Annotated in this window: 21 protein-coding genes; 4 read left to right on the forward strand and 17 right to left on the reverse strand. The window is 56.5% G+C overall.

Going from position 1 to position 19263, the window contains the following annotated elements:
• Positions 1-34: 34 nt before the first annotated feature.
• Positions 35-1147 (forward strand): Gfo/Idh/MocA family protein, encoded by a 1113-nt coding sequence (locus tag D7M11_RS15180; protein WP_205127059.1) that lies wholly within the window; start codon positions 35-37, stop codon positions 1145-1147.
• A gap of 43 nt (positions 1148-1190) precedes the next feature.
• On the opposite strand, the gene D7M11_RS15185 is transcribed toward D7M11_RS15180, so the two are convergent.
• From D7M11_RS15185 to D7M11_RS15255, 17 genes are all read right to left on the reverse strand, one after another.
• Positions 1191-1571, reverse strand: a complete 381-nt coding sequence (locus tag D7M11_RS15185; protein WP_158606625.1) for a VOC family protein — start codon at positions 1569-1571, stop codon at positions 1191-1193.
• An 18-nt stretch (positions 1572-1589) separates the two neighbouring features.
• Positions 1590-1958, reverse strand: coding sequence for a VOC family protein (locus tag D7M11_RS15190; RefSeq protein ID WP_158606626.1), 369 nt, complete (start codon positions 1956-1958; stop codon positions 1590-1592).
• A complete protein-coding gene (locus tag D7M11_RS36420) occupies positions 1933-2943 on the reverse strand; it encodes a hypothetical protein (protein ID WP_158606627.1) in 1011 nt (336 codons plus the stop codon). The genes D7M11_RS15190 and D7M11_RS36420 overlap by 26 nt, the downstream gene beginning before the upstream one ends.
• A gap of 32 nt (positions 2944-2975) precedes the next feature.
• Positions 2976-3725, reverse strand: a complete 750-nt coding sequence (locus tag D7M11_RS15195; RefSeq protein ID WP_158606628.1) for an RNA polymerase sigma factor — start codon at positions 3723-3725, stop codon at positions 2976-2978.
• A gap of 148 nt (positions 3726-3873) precedes the next feature.
• Complete coding sequence (locus D7M11_RS15200; RefSeq protein WP_240041125.1) at positions 3874-4365, reverse strand: 8-oxo-dGTP diphosphatase; 492 nt, start codon at positions 4363-4365, stop codon at positions 3874-3876.
• Positions 4366-4516: 151 nt separating this feature from the next.
• Positions 4517-5065, reverse strand: coding sequence for an alpha/beta fold hydrolase (locus D7M11_RS15205; protein WP_240041126.1), 549 nt, complete (start codon positions 5063-5065; stop codon positions 4517-4519).
• The gene (locus tag D7M11_RS37355) at positions 5066-5248 is read right to left on the reverse strand and encodes a hypothetical protein (RefSeq protein WP_240041127.1); all 183 of its coding nucleotides are present in this window, start codon (positions 5246-5248) and stop codon (positions 5066-5068) included.
• A gap of 239 nt (positions 5249-5487) precedes the next feature.
• A complete protein-coding gene (locus D7M11_RS15210; RefSeq protein WP_193556203.1) occupies positions 5488-7329 on the reverse strand; it encodes an ABC transporter ATP-binding protein in 1842 nt (613 codons plus the stop codon).
• Positions 7330-7339: 10 nt separating this feature from the next.
• The gene (locus D7M11_RS15215; RefSeq protein WP_158606629.1) at positions 7340-9196 is read right to left on the reverse strand and encodes an ABC transporter ATP-binding protein; all 1857 of its coding nucleotides are present in this window, start codon (positions 9194-9196) and stop codon (positions 7340-7342) included.
• 146 nt (positions 9197-9342) lie between these two features.
• Positions 9343-10227 (reverse strand): prenyltransferase/squalene oxidase repeat-containing protein, encoded by an 885-nt coding sequence (locus D7M11_RS15220; RefSeq protein ID WP_120748097.1) that lies wholly within the window; start codon positions 10225-10227, stop codon positions 9343-9345.
• 39 nt (positions 10228-10266) lie between these two features.
• Complete coding sequence (locus D7M11_RS15225; protein ID WP_120748233.1) at positions 10267-11214, reverse strand: helix-turn-helix transcriptional regulator; 948 nt, start codon at positions 11212-11214, stop codon at positions 10267-10269.
• A 125-nt stretch (positions 11215-11339) separates the two neighbouring features.
• Positions 11340-11882, reverse strand: coding sequence for a hypothetical protein (locus D7M11_RS15230; protein WP_120748098.1), 543 nt, complete (start codon positions 11880-11882; stop codon positions 11340-11342).
• Between the two features lie 71 nt (positions 11883-11953).
• Positions 11954-12937, reverse strand: a complete 984-nt coding sequence (locus tag D7M11_RS15235; protein ID WP_120748099.1) for a zinc-dependent alcohol dehydrogenase family protein — start codon at positions 12935-12937, stop codon at positions 11954-11956.
• Positions 12938-12951: 14 nt separating this feature from the next.
• Positions 12952-13734, reverse strand: coding sequence for a hypothetical protein (locus D7M11_RS15240; RefSeq protein WP_120748100.1), 783 nt, complete (start codon positions 13732-13734; stop codon positions 12952-12954).
• 58 nt (positions 13735-13792) lie between these two features.
• The gene (locus D7M11_RS15245) at positions 13793-14314 is read right to left on the reverse strand and encodes a YdcF family protein (protein ID WP_420818336.1); all 522 of its coding nucleotides are present in this window, start codon (positions 14312-14314) and stop codon (positions 13793-13795) included.
• Positions 14315-14664: 350 nt separating this feature from the next.
• Complete coding sequence (locus D7M11_RS15250; RefSeq protein WP_120748102.1) at positions 14665-15780, reverse strand: nucleotidyltransferase domain-containing protein; 1116 nt, start codon at positions 15778-15780, stop codon at positions 14665-14667.
• Positions 15781-15998: 218 nt separating this feature from the next.
• Entirely contained in the window at positions 15999-16496 is a 498-nt protein-coding gene (locus D7M11_RS15255; protein ID WP_120748103.1) for an NUDIX hydrolase, read from the reverse strand.
• 166 nt (positions 16497-16662) lie between these two features.
• Here D7M11_RS15255 and D7M11_RS15260 point away from each other — a divergent pair, with 166 nt between their 5' ends.
• The 3 genes from D7M11_RS15260 (at position 16663) to D7M11_RS15270 (ending at position 19004) form a co-directional block, all read left to right on the forward strand.
• The gene (locus D7M11_RS15260; protein WP_120748104.1) at positions 16663-17427 is read left to right on the forward strand and encodes an SDR family oxidoreductase; all 765 of its coding nucleotides are present in this window, start codon (positions 16663-16665) and stop codon (positions 17425-17427) included.
• 154 nt (positions 17428-17581) lie between these two features.
• Entirely contained in the window at positions 17582-18394 is an 813-nt protein-coding gene (locus tag D7M11_RS15265) for a MerR family transcriptional regulator (RefSeq protein WP_120748105.1), read from the forward strand.
• A complete protein-coding gene (locus D7M11_RS15270) occupies positions 18366-19004 on the forward strand; it encodes a GNAT family N-acetyltransferase (RefSeq protein ID WP_240041129.1) in 639 nt (212 codons plus the stop codon). Before D7M11_RS15265 ends, D7M11_RS15270 begins: the two co-directional genes overlap by 29 nt.
• The last annotated feature ends 259 nt before the right edge of the window (positions 19005-19263 follow it).

The raw sequence follows: 19263 nt of genomic DNA on the forward strand, positions 1-19263 counted from the left end.
AATTAATTCCAAGGGGGATAGATACTGGATGAAGATGAAACCTATCAAACTGGGGATGATCGGAAGCGGACATGTGAGCAGCCGCTACTTCGAGCAGGTAGCCAAACTGGAGAATGTCGAATTTGTCGCTACCTGCGCGAGACATCTGGAGCATGCGGAGCAAAAGGCGGCTGCCTACGGCGTGCCCCGGTGGTATGACGATTATCACGTCATGCTGGAGAAGGAAGAACTGGATGCCGTTGTCGTCACGACGCCTCATTCCGCGCACGCGGAGCCGGTGATGGCGGCGCTCGAGCATGGGCTTCACGTCATGAACGAAAAACCGATGGCTACCTCGTTCGACGATTGCAAACGGATGGTCACGCTGGCGGAACAGAAAGGCGCGATCTTCATGAGCCTGCCTTTCGACCTTCATCCCATCCTCCTCGCCGCAGCCGAATATGTGAATGAACAATATATCGGCAAAATTACGGGAGCCGAGGCGCAGCTTTCGCTACCCGGACCGTGGCGGGACAACTGGTACTACAACAAAACGGTCGCTCATGGCGGAGCCGTGCTCGATTGTCTCGTCTACCCGGTCAGCCGGCTCGTTGCGCTGCTCGGTCCAGCCGTCAGCGTTATGGCCGAAGTCGGCACGCTTATTCCGAAACGGATCGTCGGCGACGGCAAAAAAGTGAACAGCGACGTAGACGACAACGTGACCGTCATCGTCCGGTTCGCAGGCGGACAACATGCTGTCATCCGCACGCTCTGGGGCATGTCGTTCAAGCAAAACCATACGTTGATCTATGGCCGCAGCGGTACGATCGCGCTGAACGACAGCGGGTATCCGTTAGTGATCCATTCCCCGAAGCAAGCTTTGCCGGATGCCGAACCGGTGAGCTGGCGCGGTCTCCCCGACTGCTATGTACCGAGGCAGGCCATCGCTTCGTTCCAAGCAAAGGACGCAATGACCTACTTCACAGACTGTATCCGCAGCGGCAAACAGCCCGTTCAATCCGGCAGACAGCAGCTGCACGTTCACGAAATCATGTTCGGCGCATACCGCTCGGCCGAGTCGGGCAGACGCTACGACCTGTCAACGACGTTTACGCCGTGGGATAAGCTGGACGCTGCCATTTTCGATACGCGCAGCGACTATATTTGATCGACTGGTCGAAGAACACTTCCGGTACGCCAGTGTTCTTCAGTCATTTTTTATATTCCAGAACGAGGAGCGTATTGCCACTCGGATCTTTGAACTTGAGTCCTTTGGCAAACCCTTCGTCCGTAAACTTAACAATCTCCGTACCGGTTCTCTTCAGATCCTCGTGGAGCCTGTCGATATGCTCGGTCACCATGACGAAAGCCGGCATCGGCTCTCCGTCTATGTGAAAATTGATGTTCGTCTCTTCGTCAGTCTGCCATAAATTCACGTAGCTATTCTGATTTAATTCGAGAAAAGCAAGCCGTTCGTCCCCGCGTCCCTTTAACCGCCACCCCAGGTTGGCTTCATACCATGCTATGGATTGCTCCAGGTTGCCAACGGGGATCTGCACATTCTCAATGTACTTGACTCTTTGGTATTCCACAGGCAGTCTCCCCCTCGGCTATTTATATTGAATAAGGGATAAAATATTTCCTTCAGGGTCCGCAATGTCGAACTGCCGCTGCCCGTTGCCATGAGTGACGATTTCGCTTACCGCGACACCCGCGTCGCTCATAATTTCATAAGCTGCGTCGATATTTTTGGCGAGAATCGCAAAATTGCACTCTTTCGGCTTGGACGAGCTCCGGTCATTCTGTACGAGGAGAATCCCTGTCCCCTGCATGTCGAAGAAGCCGATACATTTGCCGTTCCCCCATGCTAGCGGCAGTCCGAGAAAATCTTTGTAGAAAGGCTCCACCTTCGGATAGTCTCTCACCTCGATGCATATTTCGGCGATTCGGTTTTCAATTACAGATTGAACGGTCTGCATGTTGTTCCTCCTCCAATAGGGTGAGCATTCGTTCCATGACTTCAATCCCCCGTATTTCTTCCGCCTGAGCCGCACGTATGAGATCGATCGCCCTTTCAGCCTGATCGCGTTGATTCGGTTCGCCGCCATGCGGAAAAGGAAACATCGATCTCATCTCGCCAAGCGCATCCGCAACTTTCCCGTATTGCAAAGCCGCTTGGTGGGCCAGCGGAAGCAATCGTCGTACAAGCGCGGATTGTCCCGTCCATTTCTCCCGAAAACTATCGAAAAATCGGACCGCGAACTCTCTTGCGTCAGCGATGACGGCCAGGTTGTAAGCGTTCCCCGGTATATTAATGTTGCCGCCCTCAAAAGCTTCGATCCAAGCATCGTATCCATCCAAACCGTTTCGGAACGGTTCATGATCGGGCTTCTGGTACTTTCCTTTACTGAACGAGATCGCTCGCTCCAAAGACTGTCCGAGAACGGTAAGAAGATCGATTGGCCGAGAATCGGAGATCGCCGTGGCATGAAGAAAGTTATACTTCCGGTTGTTCAAATCGCTGTACTTGATCACGCCGTCCTTTTCCGTATCGCGGGCATATATCTCCTGCCGCTCATGATCATAACCGTAGATGATCCCGAATTCGGGTACGAACAAGTCCCACCCGGCTACCGGAATCCCTGCGTCAATACTCGTTTGGATGAACGTAATAAACTGCCCCAATTGCTCCGGGGAGGCCGGCGTAGGAATCCCGATTTTTTCGACATGAAATCCAAACCATTCGAACGTTCTGCCCATTAAATCATAAGGCGAATATACCGTAGGCGCTGCAGGACTTACCGTTTCCCGGTGAATCGTGATTCGGAAGGCGTGCCCGGAGTATCCCATAACGTCGGCCATACTGAACACGTCCTTCTTGTCCGTGTAGCGCAAAATCCCATAAACGGTTTGAGCCGCTTGAGTCCAAGTCAGCCGCACGGGTCCCGGTTCGTTCGGAGCCATGTCTTTCTCCCCCCCTTTTTCCTTTATTTTTCTCAAAGCTCGAACGGAGTAGCCAGCACGTTTCGGGCAGGAAGCTTCCGCCGCGTAATAGTGGCGGCAAAGTCGGTAAAGTAAATACGGATACGCTCCTTCTGCACCTTTTTGCGGGAACGGGAGAGGAAGTTATATACGCCGGCTTTAGGCATACCGAGGAGATCGGCGATCTCCGGAATGGACAAATGACGGAAAAAATGCGCCTCGAAAATAGCCCGTTCCCTTGAACTGAGACAGTTTAGCAGCACGCGTATACTATCCACGATCTCCTTGCGCACCATGACCTCGGACGGATCCTGCTCACGTCTCCGTTCCGACACCGACTTACTCAAATGCAGCAAGATGCTGTCGATGTTCCGCCAATCCACCTCCTCCCAACAATCGGGGGAAACGGATGACGCCTCCAAATGGGTAAATGGCTGTTCCTTGCCGTACGGTCCGCCGCGTCTGAGACGCAAATTGGCTTGGTTGCGAACAATCCGCTTCAGCCACGGCACGAATCGGTCCGTATTTAGCAGCGTCCCCATATGGAGGAACGCACGGATCAGAGCATCCTGTACGATGTCCTCAGCCAGGCTTGCATCGTGGGTCAGAGAGGCGGCCCATCCGAGCGCCTGCGCCCGGTGCCGGCGAACCAATTCGCCGAAGGCTTCCCGGTCGCCGGAACGGGCCCGCTCCGCCAACTCATGCTGGGAAACGTCCTCATCCGCCTGGATACTATCTTGTTTGTCCGACCGGCTTAGCTGCACGATTGCACCCCATCCCGTTGTTCGCTTACTACTGATACCATCGGAAGCGAAATTCTATCATCGCTAAATAGTTTTTTTCATAAATATTTTTGAGGCTAGGCGAAGCGCCGCCAAACATTTGCCATTAGCAATTGTTGAGTATTCTGCGCTACTGCCACTTCATTTCGCTTTTGCGATGCTCGTTCCATACGCCGAAGCCTTCCGAGTACGCCTTGTCCAGAAACATCGGCAGGCGGCCCTTCAAACCTTCCGCAAGCGGGAGCGACGGCAGCTCGCTCTTGTCCACCCAGAGCAGGCGGCCTTCCTCGGTTTGCTCCAGCAATTGCCCGGAAAACGTTTCGGTCCGGTAGCTGAACACGAGATACTTGTCCCCGGTTACATCATTGTACCAGTTCACGATACCGCACAGTTCGAGATCGGCTATCGTCAGTCCGGTCTCCTCCTTGATTTCCCGGATCGTGGAATCGATTATACTTTCCCCGTCCTCGACATGGCCTCCCGGAAAAGAAAGTCCTTTCCAAGATTTGATTCGATCCTGCATTAATACTTTGCCGGTCGAACGGTCATGAATCATGCACATATTCGTCATTTCCACTTTAGACAAACGGATCAGCTCCAACTTCTGGATATGTATCACCATGATTATACTAGCTCTCATATCCTTGGGGCCATTTTCCCAGAAAAAGAACAGGCCGCTGCGGGCCTGCACTCTTGCGACGGTGAAGTTATTTCCTCTCAAACCGCTCTAGGCGGCTACTAGCGAATAACCATCCGCACAGACACGATCCAGATCAGCCACCCTCCCGAATGCGGTGCATAAAATCGTTCAAAACGCGCCGCACCTCGTCCGGCTTACTCAGCATCGGCAAATGCCCGGTTGCCAACTGCTCTATGTAATGCGCGTCAAGATTTGCAGCCATCCTCTCTTGCATGGCTAGCGACAGCTCCCGGTCCTGCCCCAGCTTGACATACAGCTTGGGCACCTCCGGTGCGGGAGCTTCGATCCGATCCGTATACACCCGAACCGATTCCGCCACAAACTCGCGTATGACGGCCTCCGTTTGCTCGGGCGTCAGATCGCTGCACAAGCTTTGGCGGATCGCCGCTTCCGGCGGCTTCGTTCCCGCCAGGCGGAGTACGGCACCCAGCAGCAGCCGCTTCGGAAACGGCATGGCCGACAGAAACGAACCGCCTTTGGCCGGAATAACCGCCCCGATCGCCGCGAAGCCGACGATCCGATCCTTCCACGCCTCCGCCGTCTGAAGGGCAAGCAGCCCGCCAAGCGAATGGGCAACGAGTATAAATCGGCGAACGGGCCACGCCTCGATCTGCTTGTTCAATCAGGCAGTATAATCTTGAAGGGTGGAACCTTGCCTCGACTGATGGCCGTCATGATGCTGCGGATAATTGACGAGCAAGCACGGGTGCCCCATCCCCTCCGCCACTTGCTTCCATATCCCGCTGTTCAAGCCCGCACCGTGAATAAAAACGAATCCGACCTGCTCTCCCGCTTTCTCCTGCATTTTAGCGTCCCCCCCTGGCTTCCCTCGATAAGCTTTGATAGAGCCATTATAGGGTCGCTCCCCTGACATTTGCGGTCAGCGGAAACGAGGCTGTCCGATTCTATTATTTTTTCCCCTAATGGATAAGGATCGCCGTGCCCAATCGGGTTTTACTTCGCATAGGAAAGCCTTTCGCGGTACGGCCCTCCGAGCTTCCACTCCGTTCGATAGCGCAACTGTCTCCCGCCCCCCATCTCCGCCTATCGGTACCACTGCGACTGTGCACTCAGCAGCTTGGCGTACTCGCCGCCATGAGCGAGCAAGCTTTCGTGCGTGCCGGATTCGATCAGCTCCCCGTCCTTCATGACCAGGATGCGGTCGGCCAGCCGGGCGAAGCCGATCCGGTGGGAGACGAGCAGCGCCGTACGGTCTCCCGCCATGTCCCGAAACCGTCGGTATACGTCCGCCTCGGCTTCCGGGTCAAGCGCCGCCGTCGGCTCGTCGAGTGCGAGAAAGAGCGGTTCACGCATAAAACCTCTGGATGAAGCCACCTTCTGCCACTGTCCGCCCGACAAGTCTCGCCCGCCGAACGTCGGCCCGAGATACGTCTCGTACTCTTGCTCCCACCGCTCGACGAATACCGCCGCTCCGCCCCCTCTCGCCGCCTTGCGCAGCAACGCCCGATCGTTCATCGCCCCGACCAGCCCGAAGCCGATATTGTCCCGCACGGTCAAATGGTACTGCGCATAGTCCTGAAACACCGCCGATACCCGCCCCCAAACCGCAGAGCGCTCCACTTCCGCGATGTTTTGGGAGCCATAGCGGATCGCCCCCTCACTCGGCTCGTACAGTCCGAGCAGCAGCTTGACGAGCGTGCTTTTACCGGCTCCGTTCTCGCCCAGCAAAGCTACCTTCTCACCGGGCTTCAAACGAAGCTTAATCCCTTTAACAGCCTGCTCCGACGAACCGGGATAAGTAAACGATACGTTATCGACCGTTATGTCGCAACCGCCGGGCTCGAACGATTCGAGCAATTGCCGTCCCTCCTCCTCCCGCTCCGGCATATCGAGAAAGCCGAGCAAGTCTTTGACAAACCGCAAAAACAGCTCGTGAATATAGCCGGCCGTGCGGATACACGTTTCCCAATTGCTCTGCATCGACAGCACGGCCGCGATAACAGAGACCGCTGCCCCTAAAGTAAGCCGCCCGGAAACGATGGAACCAAGCAAAAGCGCAAGCGATACGCCAAACGATATAACCGGCAGCGTTTGCGCGAGGGCCATCCGGGTTCTTTGCCTTACGGCTTGGCGGAACGTCCGCTTTCTCACCTCCTCGAAGATGGAGTACCAGCGCTCAGTCAAATACGGACCTAGGCCGAACAAACGGACTTCCTTCGCGCTGGAGCGATCGGTCAGCAGTCTGAGGACGTAGCTTTTCATCCGGTTTCGCAGAGTGTTCCCGTGCACAAGCGCATACCGCTGGTCGTTCATCTTGTTCTGCAAGCGCAGAACCGGCAGCCCTGCGGCCAGGATCAGGACAGGGATGAGCCAGTGGCCCCGGGTTGCAATGACAACAAGACCGGCCAGCGTTACGATCGAACGCAAAAGCATAAACGTCATCACAAACAAATTGGCAAAATTCAGCCCCATTCCAGACTTGGCCCGGGACAGCTTGTCGTGGAATTCGGGAAGCTCGTAATCGCGGAGCGGAACCGCAGCCGCTTTGGACGAAATCTCGCTGTGAATGACGAGCGTCATCGTTTCTTGCATGATAGTTCCCGCGTAACTGTTCAGATGCGCGAGAGCACGAGCCGCAAGTCGCGAGAAAACGATCAACGCTACCCAGGGAAGAACTTCTCGCAGCCCGGACAGGATGCCGCCAGAGTACGCACCGCCTGTTTCGCTGATGAACGCGGATAACCGGTCGACCAACCGGCCGAGCGCCCACAGCTCGACAACCGGAGCCAAGCCTTGCAGGATGGCCGTCCCGATTACGACTAGGGCGGCAAGACGGCCCGAGCGCCAAAAATAGGAGGCGAGCCGAATAAGCCTTCCCAGGCCCTCGTAAATCGAGGCCGCTGCCTTGTTCAAGCTTTTTCGCATTGATCCGTTCCTACTCATTTCGGTTCGCTCCCTTCTCTTCACCGTAGCGGTACCATTGCGCCTGCAAGTTGAACAGCTCGCCGTATTCCCCGCCCGTCTTCACAAGCTCGTCGTGACTTCCTTGCTCCATAATCCGGCCGTCCTTCAGCACGAGGATGACATCAGATACACGGGCGGTTCCGATCCGGTGCGAGATCAGAAACGTCGTTCTCCCTGCCGCGAGCTGCCTGAACTGCTCGAATACGGCCACCTCCGCGCGGGGATCGAGCGCCGCCGTCGGTTCGTCGAGCACCATAACCGGCGCTTCCCGCATCAGCGCTCTCGCCAGCGCCACCTTCTGCCACTGTCCGCCCGACAAGTCGCAACCGCCGAACGATTTGCTGAGCAGCTGTTCGTACCCTTGCTCCAGCCTTTCCGCGATACGGCTCGCGCCGCTCCTCTCGGCCGCCTCCCGAATCCGGCTTTCGTCGCCGATCCGCGCCACATCCCCGAACCCGATGCTTTCGCGCAGCGTCAGCCGGAATTGACAGTAGTCCTGAAACACCGCGGTCATCCGGCTGCGAAGCTCCTCCTCCCGAAACTGCTCCAGCGGAACGCCGTCCACCCGGATGCACCCGCGCACCGGCTTGTACAGGCCGAGCAGCAGCTTGACGAGCGTTGTTTTACCCGCCCCGTTTCGTCCTACTAGGGATACGGTTTGCCCGGCTTTCGCATGGAACGTCACCCCTTGCAGCACCCAATCGTTTTGCCCCGGGTAGCGGAACCATACGTCCTCGAACGAGATGCCCTGCTTCAGCAACGCCGGAAAAGGCTCGGACCCGGATGCGACGGGGTTTACCGGCCTGTCGATGAAATCGAATAAGTTTTGCGCGAACAGCCCGTCCTGGTACACACCCCGCAGTCCTTTCATGATCGCTTCGATCTGGTCTTGAAGCCGGGACGCGGCTTGCAGCAGCATCACGTAGACGCCTATACTGAGCGCTCCTTCCGTAATTTGATACGCCAAAAATAAAGCGGCCCCGGCATACACGACGTTGAGCACCATGTCGCATACAGCGGAGCCTTTGATTTCACGCCTTACGGCGGCGGACGATTCCTTCATCCACAAGCGCTGATAAAACTCCCAGCGCCCGAGCAGATGCCCGTTCAGTCCGAACAGGCGCACTTCTTTGGCAAATGCTTGATCTGTTAGGATGCGGTCGAAATAAGCAAGCCGGCGGCGCGTCGGCGTAAGCGTGTTGTAGTCGTGAATGTAGCCTTGCCTCGCGGTTTTGATCTTTACGTATAAGGAAGGAACCGCCGCAGTAAGAACGATGAGGCCGAGCGCCCAATGGGCGGACGAAAGCGCAAGCGTAAAGCCGATCACCGTGATCGCCTGCTGGAACAATAACGATGAGGCCATCAGCAGATTGACGAGCCGAATGCCGAGCCCGGCGTTCGCCCTTTGCAGTTGGTCGTAGCTATCCTCATTCTCAAAAAAAGCAAGCTCCAGACCGTACGCCTTCTCGGCGATTTGCCGCTGCAGGCTGCCGGCGACTCGGTCCCGAAGGTAATCGTGCAGACCGTCGTTCAGCAGCGTAAGCCAGCTGCGGCAGGCCGCCAACCCAACAAACAGCAGCAGCCACCCGTAGAGCGGCGTTAAAGCGCCCCCCTCGGTGAGCAGCCGCGCCATCCGATTCACCAAAAGCCCGGTTACGGCAAGCTCGGCGGCTGGAATCAGCCCGAGTGCGATCGTCACGACCGCCATCGCCGCGGAAAGCCCCCTGTGCTCCTTGCCCAGCAGCGCGATCAGACGCCACGCGTTTCGGTACGCGCGAATGTCCCCGACTCGAAAAGCAGCTTCGTTGTTGTACGATGTTTTTGCCAATTTGTTTGCCTCCTTCATTTTTTTGGTGAAAAAACAAAACAAGCCGCCGAACCAAGTTCGGCAGCCTGCTATTAAAACCAATCTATTCATTTGTTTAGGAAAAAAATGTATCCATAGTTAAGTATATCAAAGCAAGTGCCCGTTGTCTATAACGCGCCGTACGATCGCAATGTTTTTAACCTGTCGACCGTCAGGCTGCCGCGCCACTCCAATTCGCCGGCCGGACTGGCCGCCGGGAAACTGATCGCCCAGCCGCCGTCCTCCCGCTGCTGCGCGATCAGCGCCTGCACATGCTGCTCTACAAGCTCCCCCGCGATGATGCGGCGGGCATAGCTATCCTTGGACGGCGCCCAATCCAGCACCTTGTGCACGTATCCGGCAGCATCCGGGTCGCGCTCGATCGTACCCGGGGAACGCAGCCATTCGTCGACGGCCGGCCATATCGCCTGCGCCCGTTCGCGTTCCGGCGTATGCTGCAAAAACGATATCCAATGAACCCCGTCGTGAAAGCCGTCCGGCTTCTCCCGCTCGACGAAACTCCATACGTATTGGACCGAGCGCACAAAATGCTCCTCCCGGACTATGTCCGGCAGCGCCTGCTGCTTATACAGCAGCCCGACGATTCCGCCTGTCGGATTTATCGAAGGCTGGCGGTCTTCATCGGCCGCCCACCAAGGCGCATGGGGGTACTCGCTCGCGTTCCGCATCACGAGCGGAACCCCGCCTTGCGGGAGCGTTACGCTCCGCAAATACCGGTTGATGCCTTCCAAAATGCGCGAATCGAACAGCCCCACCTCGTCCATAATCGCCAGCGCCATCTCCGTCGGTACGGGCTGGCTGTACGGGCAGCGAATATCCGGCTCCAGCGTATTGCCGAAGCCGCCGTCGGCGTTTTGGTAGGCGCGCAGCGCTTCTATGACTTCCTCCCGCGAGCCGCCTTCGAAATGGTACTCGTACCGCTTTCTGTCGAGCAAGCGGGCATTGCCGTAAATGAACCGTCTTGCGCGTTCCAATATCGATTTGCTTTCCATGCCGGCGTACTCCTCTCGTTTGTTCCTGCTTCCAGCGCGTCAAACAGGGGATTCGCCCGGGCCGTAACGGCTCGACATTTCTTCCGCCTTTCGCCGCAGCTCCACGCGAAGCGACGGCGGCGACAACACTTCCGCATCCATCCCGAGCGTATAGAAAAAGCGGACCGCCCACGCCCATTCCGACGACGGGCAAGCAAAATCCAGCTCCCACTCGTCCTCGCCCGTCATCTTGACGATCTCGCCGATATGCTCGTCCTGCTCGGCCAGCAGCGCTCCCCGGTACGTGAGCCGGGCTACGATCCGGACAGGCGGCTTCGCCTCATCCGCCCGTTTTTTCTTCGGAGCCTCCAGCCCTTCCGCCGCGGCGCTATCCCCAGGCTCGGATTGTTCGAGCGCCTCGAACCGGTCGACGCGAAACGTCCGTTCCTCGCCGTGGGTGTCCGAATAGGCGGAGACGTACCAGAAGCCGCGGGACGTTTGCACTTTGAGCGGCTTCAGCGTTAGCCAGCGGCGGTGCCGCTCGGACCGGTAAAGCGCCCGGATCGTCGCCCCCTTGGCGGCATAAGCAAGCAGCGGAGACAAAAACGGCGTCTTCACCTGCCGCTCGGGCACCTCCAGCTCGACATAGTCCAGCATCGGCTCGATTTGCTGCAGCGTTTGCTGCGGCAGCACCGCCTTGATCTTGTCGATCGCCGTCCACCGCGCCTGATTAAACGGGGTATCGGACAAACGGGTCATCGCCCGAAGCGCAAACAGCACGGTTAGCGCCTCTTCGGGATCGAGCTGGAGCGGCGGCAAACGGAACCCTTCCATCAGCCGGTAACCCCCTGCCGGTCCGGATACGGAGTAGACGGGAACCCCAATCTCCGCCAGCGACTGCATGTCGCGGATGATCGTCCGCCTCGACACCTCGAGCTTGTCGGCCAGCATTTGTGCCGTTTCCGTTCTTTGCTGCAAGGCGATCATAATCGCCATAAGCCTGTCCATTCTTTTCAAATGACGCATCCCCTGTTCGCAGCGTCTTGTCTAGCAGTATACCAGCCTATTCGTGACAACTGGATGTCACTATTAGAACGGAGTTTTGGAGAAATTTATATAAGGACGGCAACGCCTCAATCCGCACCGCGGCGCATGTTTCGCCACAGTACAATCGAAACCGCCGCAAGCGCCAGCAATACGATCACCGCACCTGCGACGACGACTCCCATAGACTGCGTGCCGGTACGCTCCACGCTTTTCGCAATAACCGGCGCTGAACCCGGACTGAATACGGTGGATTGAAGATTCTCTTTCTTCATCGCGTCCTCGCGCGCCTGATCCCACAGTCCCGAGCGTCCGCACAGGTTCGTTCGCAGGCCGCCGTCGCGCTCGCCGCCAAACACCAAATATTCGTTGCCCGGCGTATAAGGGTCCCAGCCGTTGTCGTATAGCTCTACTACCGTGCTTTTGACCCCTTTCCACGCCTCCTCGACCTGAAACACGGTTAGCCCGCCCTTTTTGACCTCCGTCGCCTTGCCTTTGAACACGATCGAGCTGCTCTCCAGCTCCTGCTTGACCGGCTGCGGCGGGGCGCACGATGAAGCGTTCGCTTGGGATGACACGCCAACAAAACAGCCGATCGATACGAGCAGCGCAAGCCAAATCCGTTTAAACACAAACTTCCCTCCCCCAATTGCGGTCATCCTTAAAACGGATTAGGCGGGCCAGAGGTTGCAACTGCCCTCCCTCATATAAGCAGCACCTTACCTCCCGACTGCTCCGCCGCCCGGACCGCTTGCGCCGCTTCGCTCAAGGTGAAGCTCGCCGCCGGCTTTCCGAGATCCAGCTGCTTTTGGCGATACAGCGCGAATAGCTGCGTAAAGGCGCTCTGCCAAGCGTCGTCGGAAGCGGATGCGACCCAATGCCGCAGATGAAACAGCTTTCCCTCCACCCCAAGCTTCGTACCGATGCGCTGCCAATCTACTTGTATCCCCGACAACAGCCCGATCGACAAAAAAAGACCGCAGCGCCGCACAGCCTGCGCCAGCCGGTAGCCGTCACTGCCGCCAATGGAATCGATCGCAGCGTCGGCCCCGCGCCCGTTCGTCAGATCGAGCACCGCCTCCCGCAGATCCGTCTGCGAGCTGTCGACCACCTGCCACGCCCCCAATCGCAGCAGCTCCTGCCGATGCTCCGCCTTCCGTATTACGGCAATGAGCCTGTAGCCGAATACGGCGGCCCATTGCGCAAATATACGCCCGATCGCAGAGCTGCACGCATTGACGAGCAAATAGTAACGGTCAGGCCGGCCATTCCCAAGCAGCATTTTACAGACGACCCATGCCGTCAGCGGATTGATATATAAGCGACTGGCGTCGCTGTCGGGGACAAAATCCGGCACAGGCACGGCCAAGGAGGCGGATGTTTTCACATATTGCTGCCACGTCCCTTCGCCCCGAAGCGGCAGTACGCGCTTGCCGAGCATGTCAGGCGGCACGTCCGGTCCGACCCGGACTACCGTTCCGACTCCCTCGTAGCCGGGAATGCCGGGCAAGCTCGTCCGGTGCCGGTAAGCGCCCCGAATCGGGATCCAATCGGACGGATTGATCGGCCGGCAGGCCATCTCCGCCACAATCTCCCCGGGCCCGGGCTCCGCAACCTCCCGACGTTCCACGGTCAGCACCTCATGAGGCTCTCCATACTCGCGATAATATACCGTTTGTCCATACATCGGTTTGCCTCCCTTTACTTGCGCGCTGCGAAACGCTTCGTTTGTTCGATATACCCCGCCACCTGCTCATATCGGCTGGCGTATCCTTTTATATAACGGACCAGCTTGTTATCGTATTCATACGCTACATTCGCAATAAAGTCAAAAACTTTCACCGGGTCGGAGGTATCCAGCAAGGTCAGATCCATTGCAGCCGGTAGCCGTTCGCCATAACCGTGCCTGTGGATCGTAGTCCCTCGTTCTGCATCCCTTTCGATCATTACGACCACTAAATATTCACGAACCAAATCCAAAAGCAAATGCAGCCCGATCAAATAATCATGTCTAGCCAATCTCTTGATCGCGATGAAATACTTGAACCATACGGCCTCATACTCATACGAAGCAAAGGGATCATGCCCGGTGGCGTCACCCTGCTGCACGGCTTCGCCAAGCTCGAGCTCCCCGTATAGAACAGTAAACGGACCCTCTTGATGGGCTATCCATTCGGTATAGGCACTGAGCTGCATGTCGAGCAAATAAATTTGCGATTCGTATTCGATAGCCGTTCGGTACAAAAAAGCATGCTCGCCATGTCTGTAAATCTCGCTCCCGACAACAAGTCCAATCCGATCGGCGGCCCGAAGCGCCTCCTGTTCGCAAACCGCCGCCCCCGGTTTCAGCACAACCTCCAGATCGTAGTCCGACCATATGTCGACCAGAGCCTCTGTCTGCCTTGAGCCCTTCAGCACAATCCCCTTAACGTCCTTTACACTTTCCGTTATCGCTTTAACCACAAAACTCAGGAATCGATCCACCGCTCATCCCCCCATTTTCAAAAAACAAATAAAAAAGCCGCCATCACAGCGGCACCAACTACGGATTCCAGTTTGAAATATGTCGCCTGAAATACGTCCCGACCTTTTCCAGCTCGGACATGACCAGATGGATTTTGCGTTCGTCCAGACACCAGTTGAGCTTCGTCGTTCCCGATCGGTCGATAACCGGGCTTACGTAAAACACGGTTTCGCGCGAAAAAAAAAGCTGATAGGTCAAAAGCGCCCTTCGGGCATGGTAGTTTTTGCAGACAAGCACCGCCTTCTTCGGGTGCATGTGCTTGCTCTGCAAAACTTCCCAAGAAAGGCGCGCGTTCTCAAACGTGTTGGTTGCCGTATCTTCGCGAAGGATCGCTTCCGCAGGAACGCCCAGCGATACCCCGACATTCCGCAAAAACTCCCATTCCGTCGTTTCCACATAAGGCGTGGACCCGCCCGAGGGCAAAATGAACGGCGCAATGCCTTGATGGTACAACCGCGCAGCTTGTTCCATCAGTTGAGGCTGGCTCGCCCCCGGAATCAAAATGACATCCGCCGGCTCCACTTCCGTTTCAAAAAACATAAAATCGCTGATGCAGTCAAAAGGAGAAGACATCCGTTCGGCAAGCCCCCTTAGCCAAGATAATCCGAATATACCATCAAATCGCCTCCACAGACGGTGATGTTATGCTGATAAAATCATGATAACGGGCCCTTCATCGGCAGAGGCTTTATCCCCGAACGAGACTCAGCAGCGAATTGCGCAAATATTCGTAGGAGCTTCGGCGCCCCATTTTGGCATAAAACCGCAGCGCGTCTGCGCCCTTGAAAGAAGTAGCCCGATTAGGCGCTCCTTGAAATGCGGTCCGCTTCCGGCTTGCGGTAAGTCATACGTTCTCCCCCTTCGGGATCGGTTGCTTGCGGGTTATCCGGTTAACGCGGCAAGCTGTAGAACGCTTCGAATTCGGCTACCGAATCGAATCGGTTCAGAGGCACGCCCTCCGACGACAAATGCTTCTCCAGCCGTTCTATCAAGCGAAGAACCGCTAACCTAAGCGGCTCGAAATCGTTCGGGTCCAGCAGCGAGACGAGATCCGGGTACCCGAACTTCGTATAATAGTCCCGGTATTCCCCCGTACCCAAGAAGCCGGGGCCATATCCCCTCTCAGCGGCATACAGCATCCGGCTCAAGTCGTCCTGAACGCCGACGGCCACGAAAAAGGCGGTTTCGTACTGTCCGGTCTCGCAAGCGGTCAATAGCTTGTTCAGCATGCCCCGTTCTTCTTCGTAGTACCCTTTCAAACGGTCCGCATAAGAGCGGCGGCCTTCCAAGCCTTCTCTTCGTTCCGAGATCAGCCTGTGCGTATCGAGCGTCACCCGCTCGCAAGCGGACCGGATTTCGTCCGCGGAACGGCTGAACATGATCGTATCGAGGCAGGATTCGAGGGTATCCGGACTCAGCGGCAGCTTCCGGACCTGCTCCCGGTAATGGCCCCAGCTTCGTGTATAATACGTTTGGTTCAAATAGCCGAGACATCGGAACAGATGTCCGGCGATGTCCTGTCCAATGGTCCGGCAATAGGACAGATCTAATCGAAGCCCGGCAAGCCGGAATCGGTCCAGGCCGGCAAAACATTCACGCAGCGCGAGCTCGGCTTTATTCATCATGGCCGGCATCTTGGACGGGTGCTTCATGTCCGCTATCGTGTCACGAAGCCGCATGAATCTTGTGCGATCTTCCTCCGAGCGAACATACAACAGCTCGCAATCCGCTATGATCGTCGTGTTCCAATCCTCGAAGCGCGCCATCCGTTCGGCCCGCTCCCAACTGATGGGATAAAAATCAAAGCTGATGCCGCCGATTAGAAATTGCAGCTCCGCCTGCCTTCCTCTCTCCGTAGACGGTATAAAGAAAAAATCCAAATCTGAGCGTTCGGTCGCTCTCCCTTGCAAGTACGAGCCGTAATAACCGACAATGGCGATATCCTCCGGGTAACGGACTTCAATCTGCTTGACGATCACACCGGCAACGGCAAACACGTCTACCATCGCTTTTCCTCCTGCCGCAGTATTTATTTCCATCAGTATCTCATGATAACCCGGCTAGAAGTATGTAAAAAACGTTTAAGGCAAAATTGTCGCCCAAAGCCGTCTGCCGAGCGAGCGTAGCGATCGCGGTAACTCGAAAAAAGGACCTCGGCCCCCACTGAAGCGGAAGCTCAAGGTCCTTTCGTTTTGCGGTTGCAAGCCGGAAGGAGCCGTGTGTCTCAATGCCCCGGCCAGTTCATGCGGTGCTTCAAATAAAACTTGATCGCGGCACAGTCGATGTTAATAAACTGCAGCGGATCTTCCAGGATCCGTTTGGACAATTCGTCCACGTTAATCCAGTGGGGGTTTTGCGTGCGGTCGCCCTCTTGCACAAGTTCGCCTTCCGCCCGGCAAACGAAATAGTAGCCGACCGAATCGATTCCTCCCAATATCGTCTGATAGGCGGCGAAAGGCCGGATGCATTCGACCGCGAAATTCGGATTGATTCCCGTCGTATCGATCCGCGTCTCTTCCCCTTCGATCCAGGTCACCTCAAGACCGGTTTCTTCCTTCACCTCGCGGCGCAGTGCGGCCGTAAGCGACTCGAACAGCTCTACGCCCCCTCCGGGCAGCTCGAACTGCTTCGGCTGGTTCGGCTTTTTCCGCGTTTGAATAATAATTTCCGTTATTCCGTCCCGTTCGCGCTCTACGATGGCGCGGGCATTGACATAGAACAAACGACTTCACTCCCTGCTGGAAAATGAGAAGGATGAGATTAGGAACTATGCTAGCTGTTACCATTATACCTGTTTGTATACAAGCATGGCGAATAAGTGAGCAACATTTCCAAAGCTGCCCCGTGATATAACTAAACCTGAAAACGGACAAAGGAGATGAAACCAAATGAACAAATTGGAAGGAAAAATAGCGCTCGTCACCGGAGCAAGTCGCGGCATCGGCCGCAGCATCGCCTTGCGGCTGGCGAAGGAGGGCGCATTCGTCGTCGTCCACTACGCCAGAAGACGAGAGGAGGCGGAGGAAGTCGTCCGCACGATCGGACAAAACGGCGGAAACGCTTGTGCAATCGGCGCAGATCTGAGCACGCTGGACGGCATCGGAGCGTTGATGGCCGGGCTGGATGAGGCCATTATGAAGCACACCGGCGCAAACCGGCTCGATATCCTCGTCAACAACGCCGGAATCGGTCAAATCGTCAGTCTGGAGGAGACGACGGAGCAGTCTTTCGATGAGGTGATGCGCATTAACGTGAAAGCTCCGCTTTTTGTGACCCAGCAGACTTTACCGCGTCTGCAGGACGGCGGCCGGATCATTAACATTTCCTCCTTTGTGACGCGTGCCGCCTCCCCCAGCGTGTTCGCCTACAGCATGACGAAAGGCGCCATCGATACGTTCACGCTCCTCCTCGCCAAACAACTGGGGAGCCGCCGTATTACCGTTAACGCCATTCAGCCCGGCATCATCGACACGGAGATGAACGCCGCCACTTTGCAGGACCCAGGCGGTCAAAAGTACGCCGCGGGGTTATCCATCTTCGAGCGATGGGGACAACCTGCGGACGTGGCGGACATAGCCGCCTTCCTCGCTTCGCCGGACAGCCGCTGGGTCACCGGCCAGTGTATCGATGCTAGCGGCGGCTCCCATCTGTAACGATAAGCGGTGATGACCGCCCACACTCTTTTGGAACAGGCAAACAGTCGCATTCGATGATGCGACACGCCTGTTCCTTATTTTTTTGCTTGACCTTAGGCCGGACCCAAGGTGTATCGTTGATACAAAGCTGTACCGATCAGGGGGAAATCCGGTGAAAAACGAAATCACGATAAGCGAATTGGCCAGGCTGATGCATGTATCCGTCCATCAGATTCGGTACTTCGAGGAAAAAGGGGCGCTTACGCCGGCTTACACGGACAGCAATCAATACCGCATGTACGGCATTGACGAAATATACCGGCTCGCGCATATTTTGCTGCTGCGCAGGTTAGGCATACCCGTCAACGCCATACAAGGCTGCACGGCCTCATCTTCCCCGGAGCAAGGACAACATCTGGTTCAGCAGGCATTACTGGATGTACGCTTCGAAATCCGGCGTCTGCAGGAGCTCGAACAGTTGATGACGAACATCCTGAACGAGCGGCAAAACGCCGATCACTCGTCCAATCCGTACAATCTTCAGCGGCGGAGGGCCACCTATTTGACGCGCTGGATGAGACTGGAGCCGCTTGCCAAGCTTACGGCCAGACAACTGGTCGATCAAGGCGGAAGCGTTCCGAATTTGTTCGAAGCGGACATCCACTATATCGAGGATGGGCCCGGCGCCATGAATCTGTACACGGAGGCGGAAGCACCCGGCGATTACAGCTTGCCGGAAGGCGAGTATCTCTCCGCCCGGATGTTAATTCGCGAGGAGTCCGAGCTGGAACCGGCGATTACGCAGTTTTACGATTACGCCGCGACGCATGATTACCGGATAACAGCACCTCTGATCGTTATCGAGCGATCGTATTTATCCCTGTTTAGCCCGGACAAGCTGCACTACGAGCTGCTCGCCCAACTCGATCCGGCCGCTCCCGCCGAAAGGAGAGATCATGATGACGACCGCGCCGATCACGATTGAACCGATGCAGGTCCAGCATAGCGCTCAGGTTGCCCAGCTGCTCGTACACGGGTTCCGCGGGAAGTTTCAAGCCTTGACGAGTGCCAGCGACGAAACGCTTAGTCTTTTTTTCGAGAGGCTGCTGGCTGGCGCCCCAGCGTCACCGACAAGCCGGAGACTGGTTGCGCTGCATGGCGGAGAAGTAGTCGCTACGGTATCTCTCAAACGGAAAGCCGGGTTCGACACGACGCAGCAGCCCCGGAATGGGACCCTTCAGTGGAGCGATTTACGTATGCTCGGCAAGTGGAACTTGATCAAAATGCTGATCGGCTTCTATGCTCTCGACCACGAGCCGAGAGACGGGGAATGTTACATTTCGGATCTTGCCGTCCGTCCCGATCAGCGGGGCAATGGGATCGGAGGGCAACTGCTGCAATGGGCGCGCGATTATGTGCATAACGAGCCGAGCCTGAGCATGCTCAGCCTGCACGTTGCGGCCAGCAACGAAAGCGCCAGACAGCTGTATGAGCGGCAATCGTTCCGTACTCACGCCGAGCTGAACAGCTTCCTGCTTCGACTGTTGTTCCATGAACCGAAATGGCTCTATATGGTACTGCCTTTGAAATCGTAAGAGGGTGGCGGACAAAAGGGCCGAGCGTAACGGAACCGAAACTTCCGCTAAACGCTGCATTCCCCTGCATGCCTCCCCTATAACGGAACTCACTGTTCCGCTATGTCCCCAAGAAGAGCCGGATTCGGCTCCATTTGCCTGGCTTAACGGAACTTACGCTTCCGTTATCGAGCTGTTTTCCCCCCTCCTCATCTGCATAGCGGAACAAACGGTTCCGCCAACGCTATGCTATGCCGGCCGGCAAGCCTTTCCCAGCCTG

The organism is Paenibacillus ginsengarvi (assembly GCF_003626695.1).
In the GTDB taxonomy this organism is placed as follows: Bacteria; Bacillota; Bacilli; order Paenibacillales; family NBRC-103111; genus Paenibacillus_AB; species Paenibacillus_AB ginsengarvi.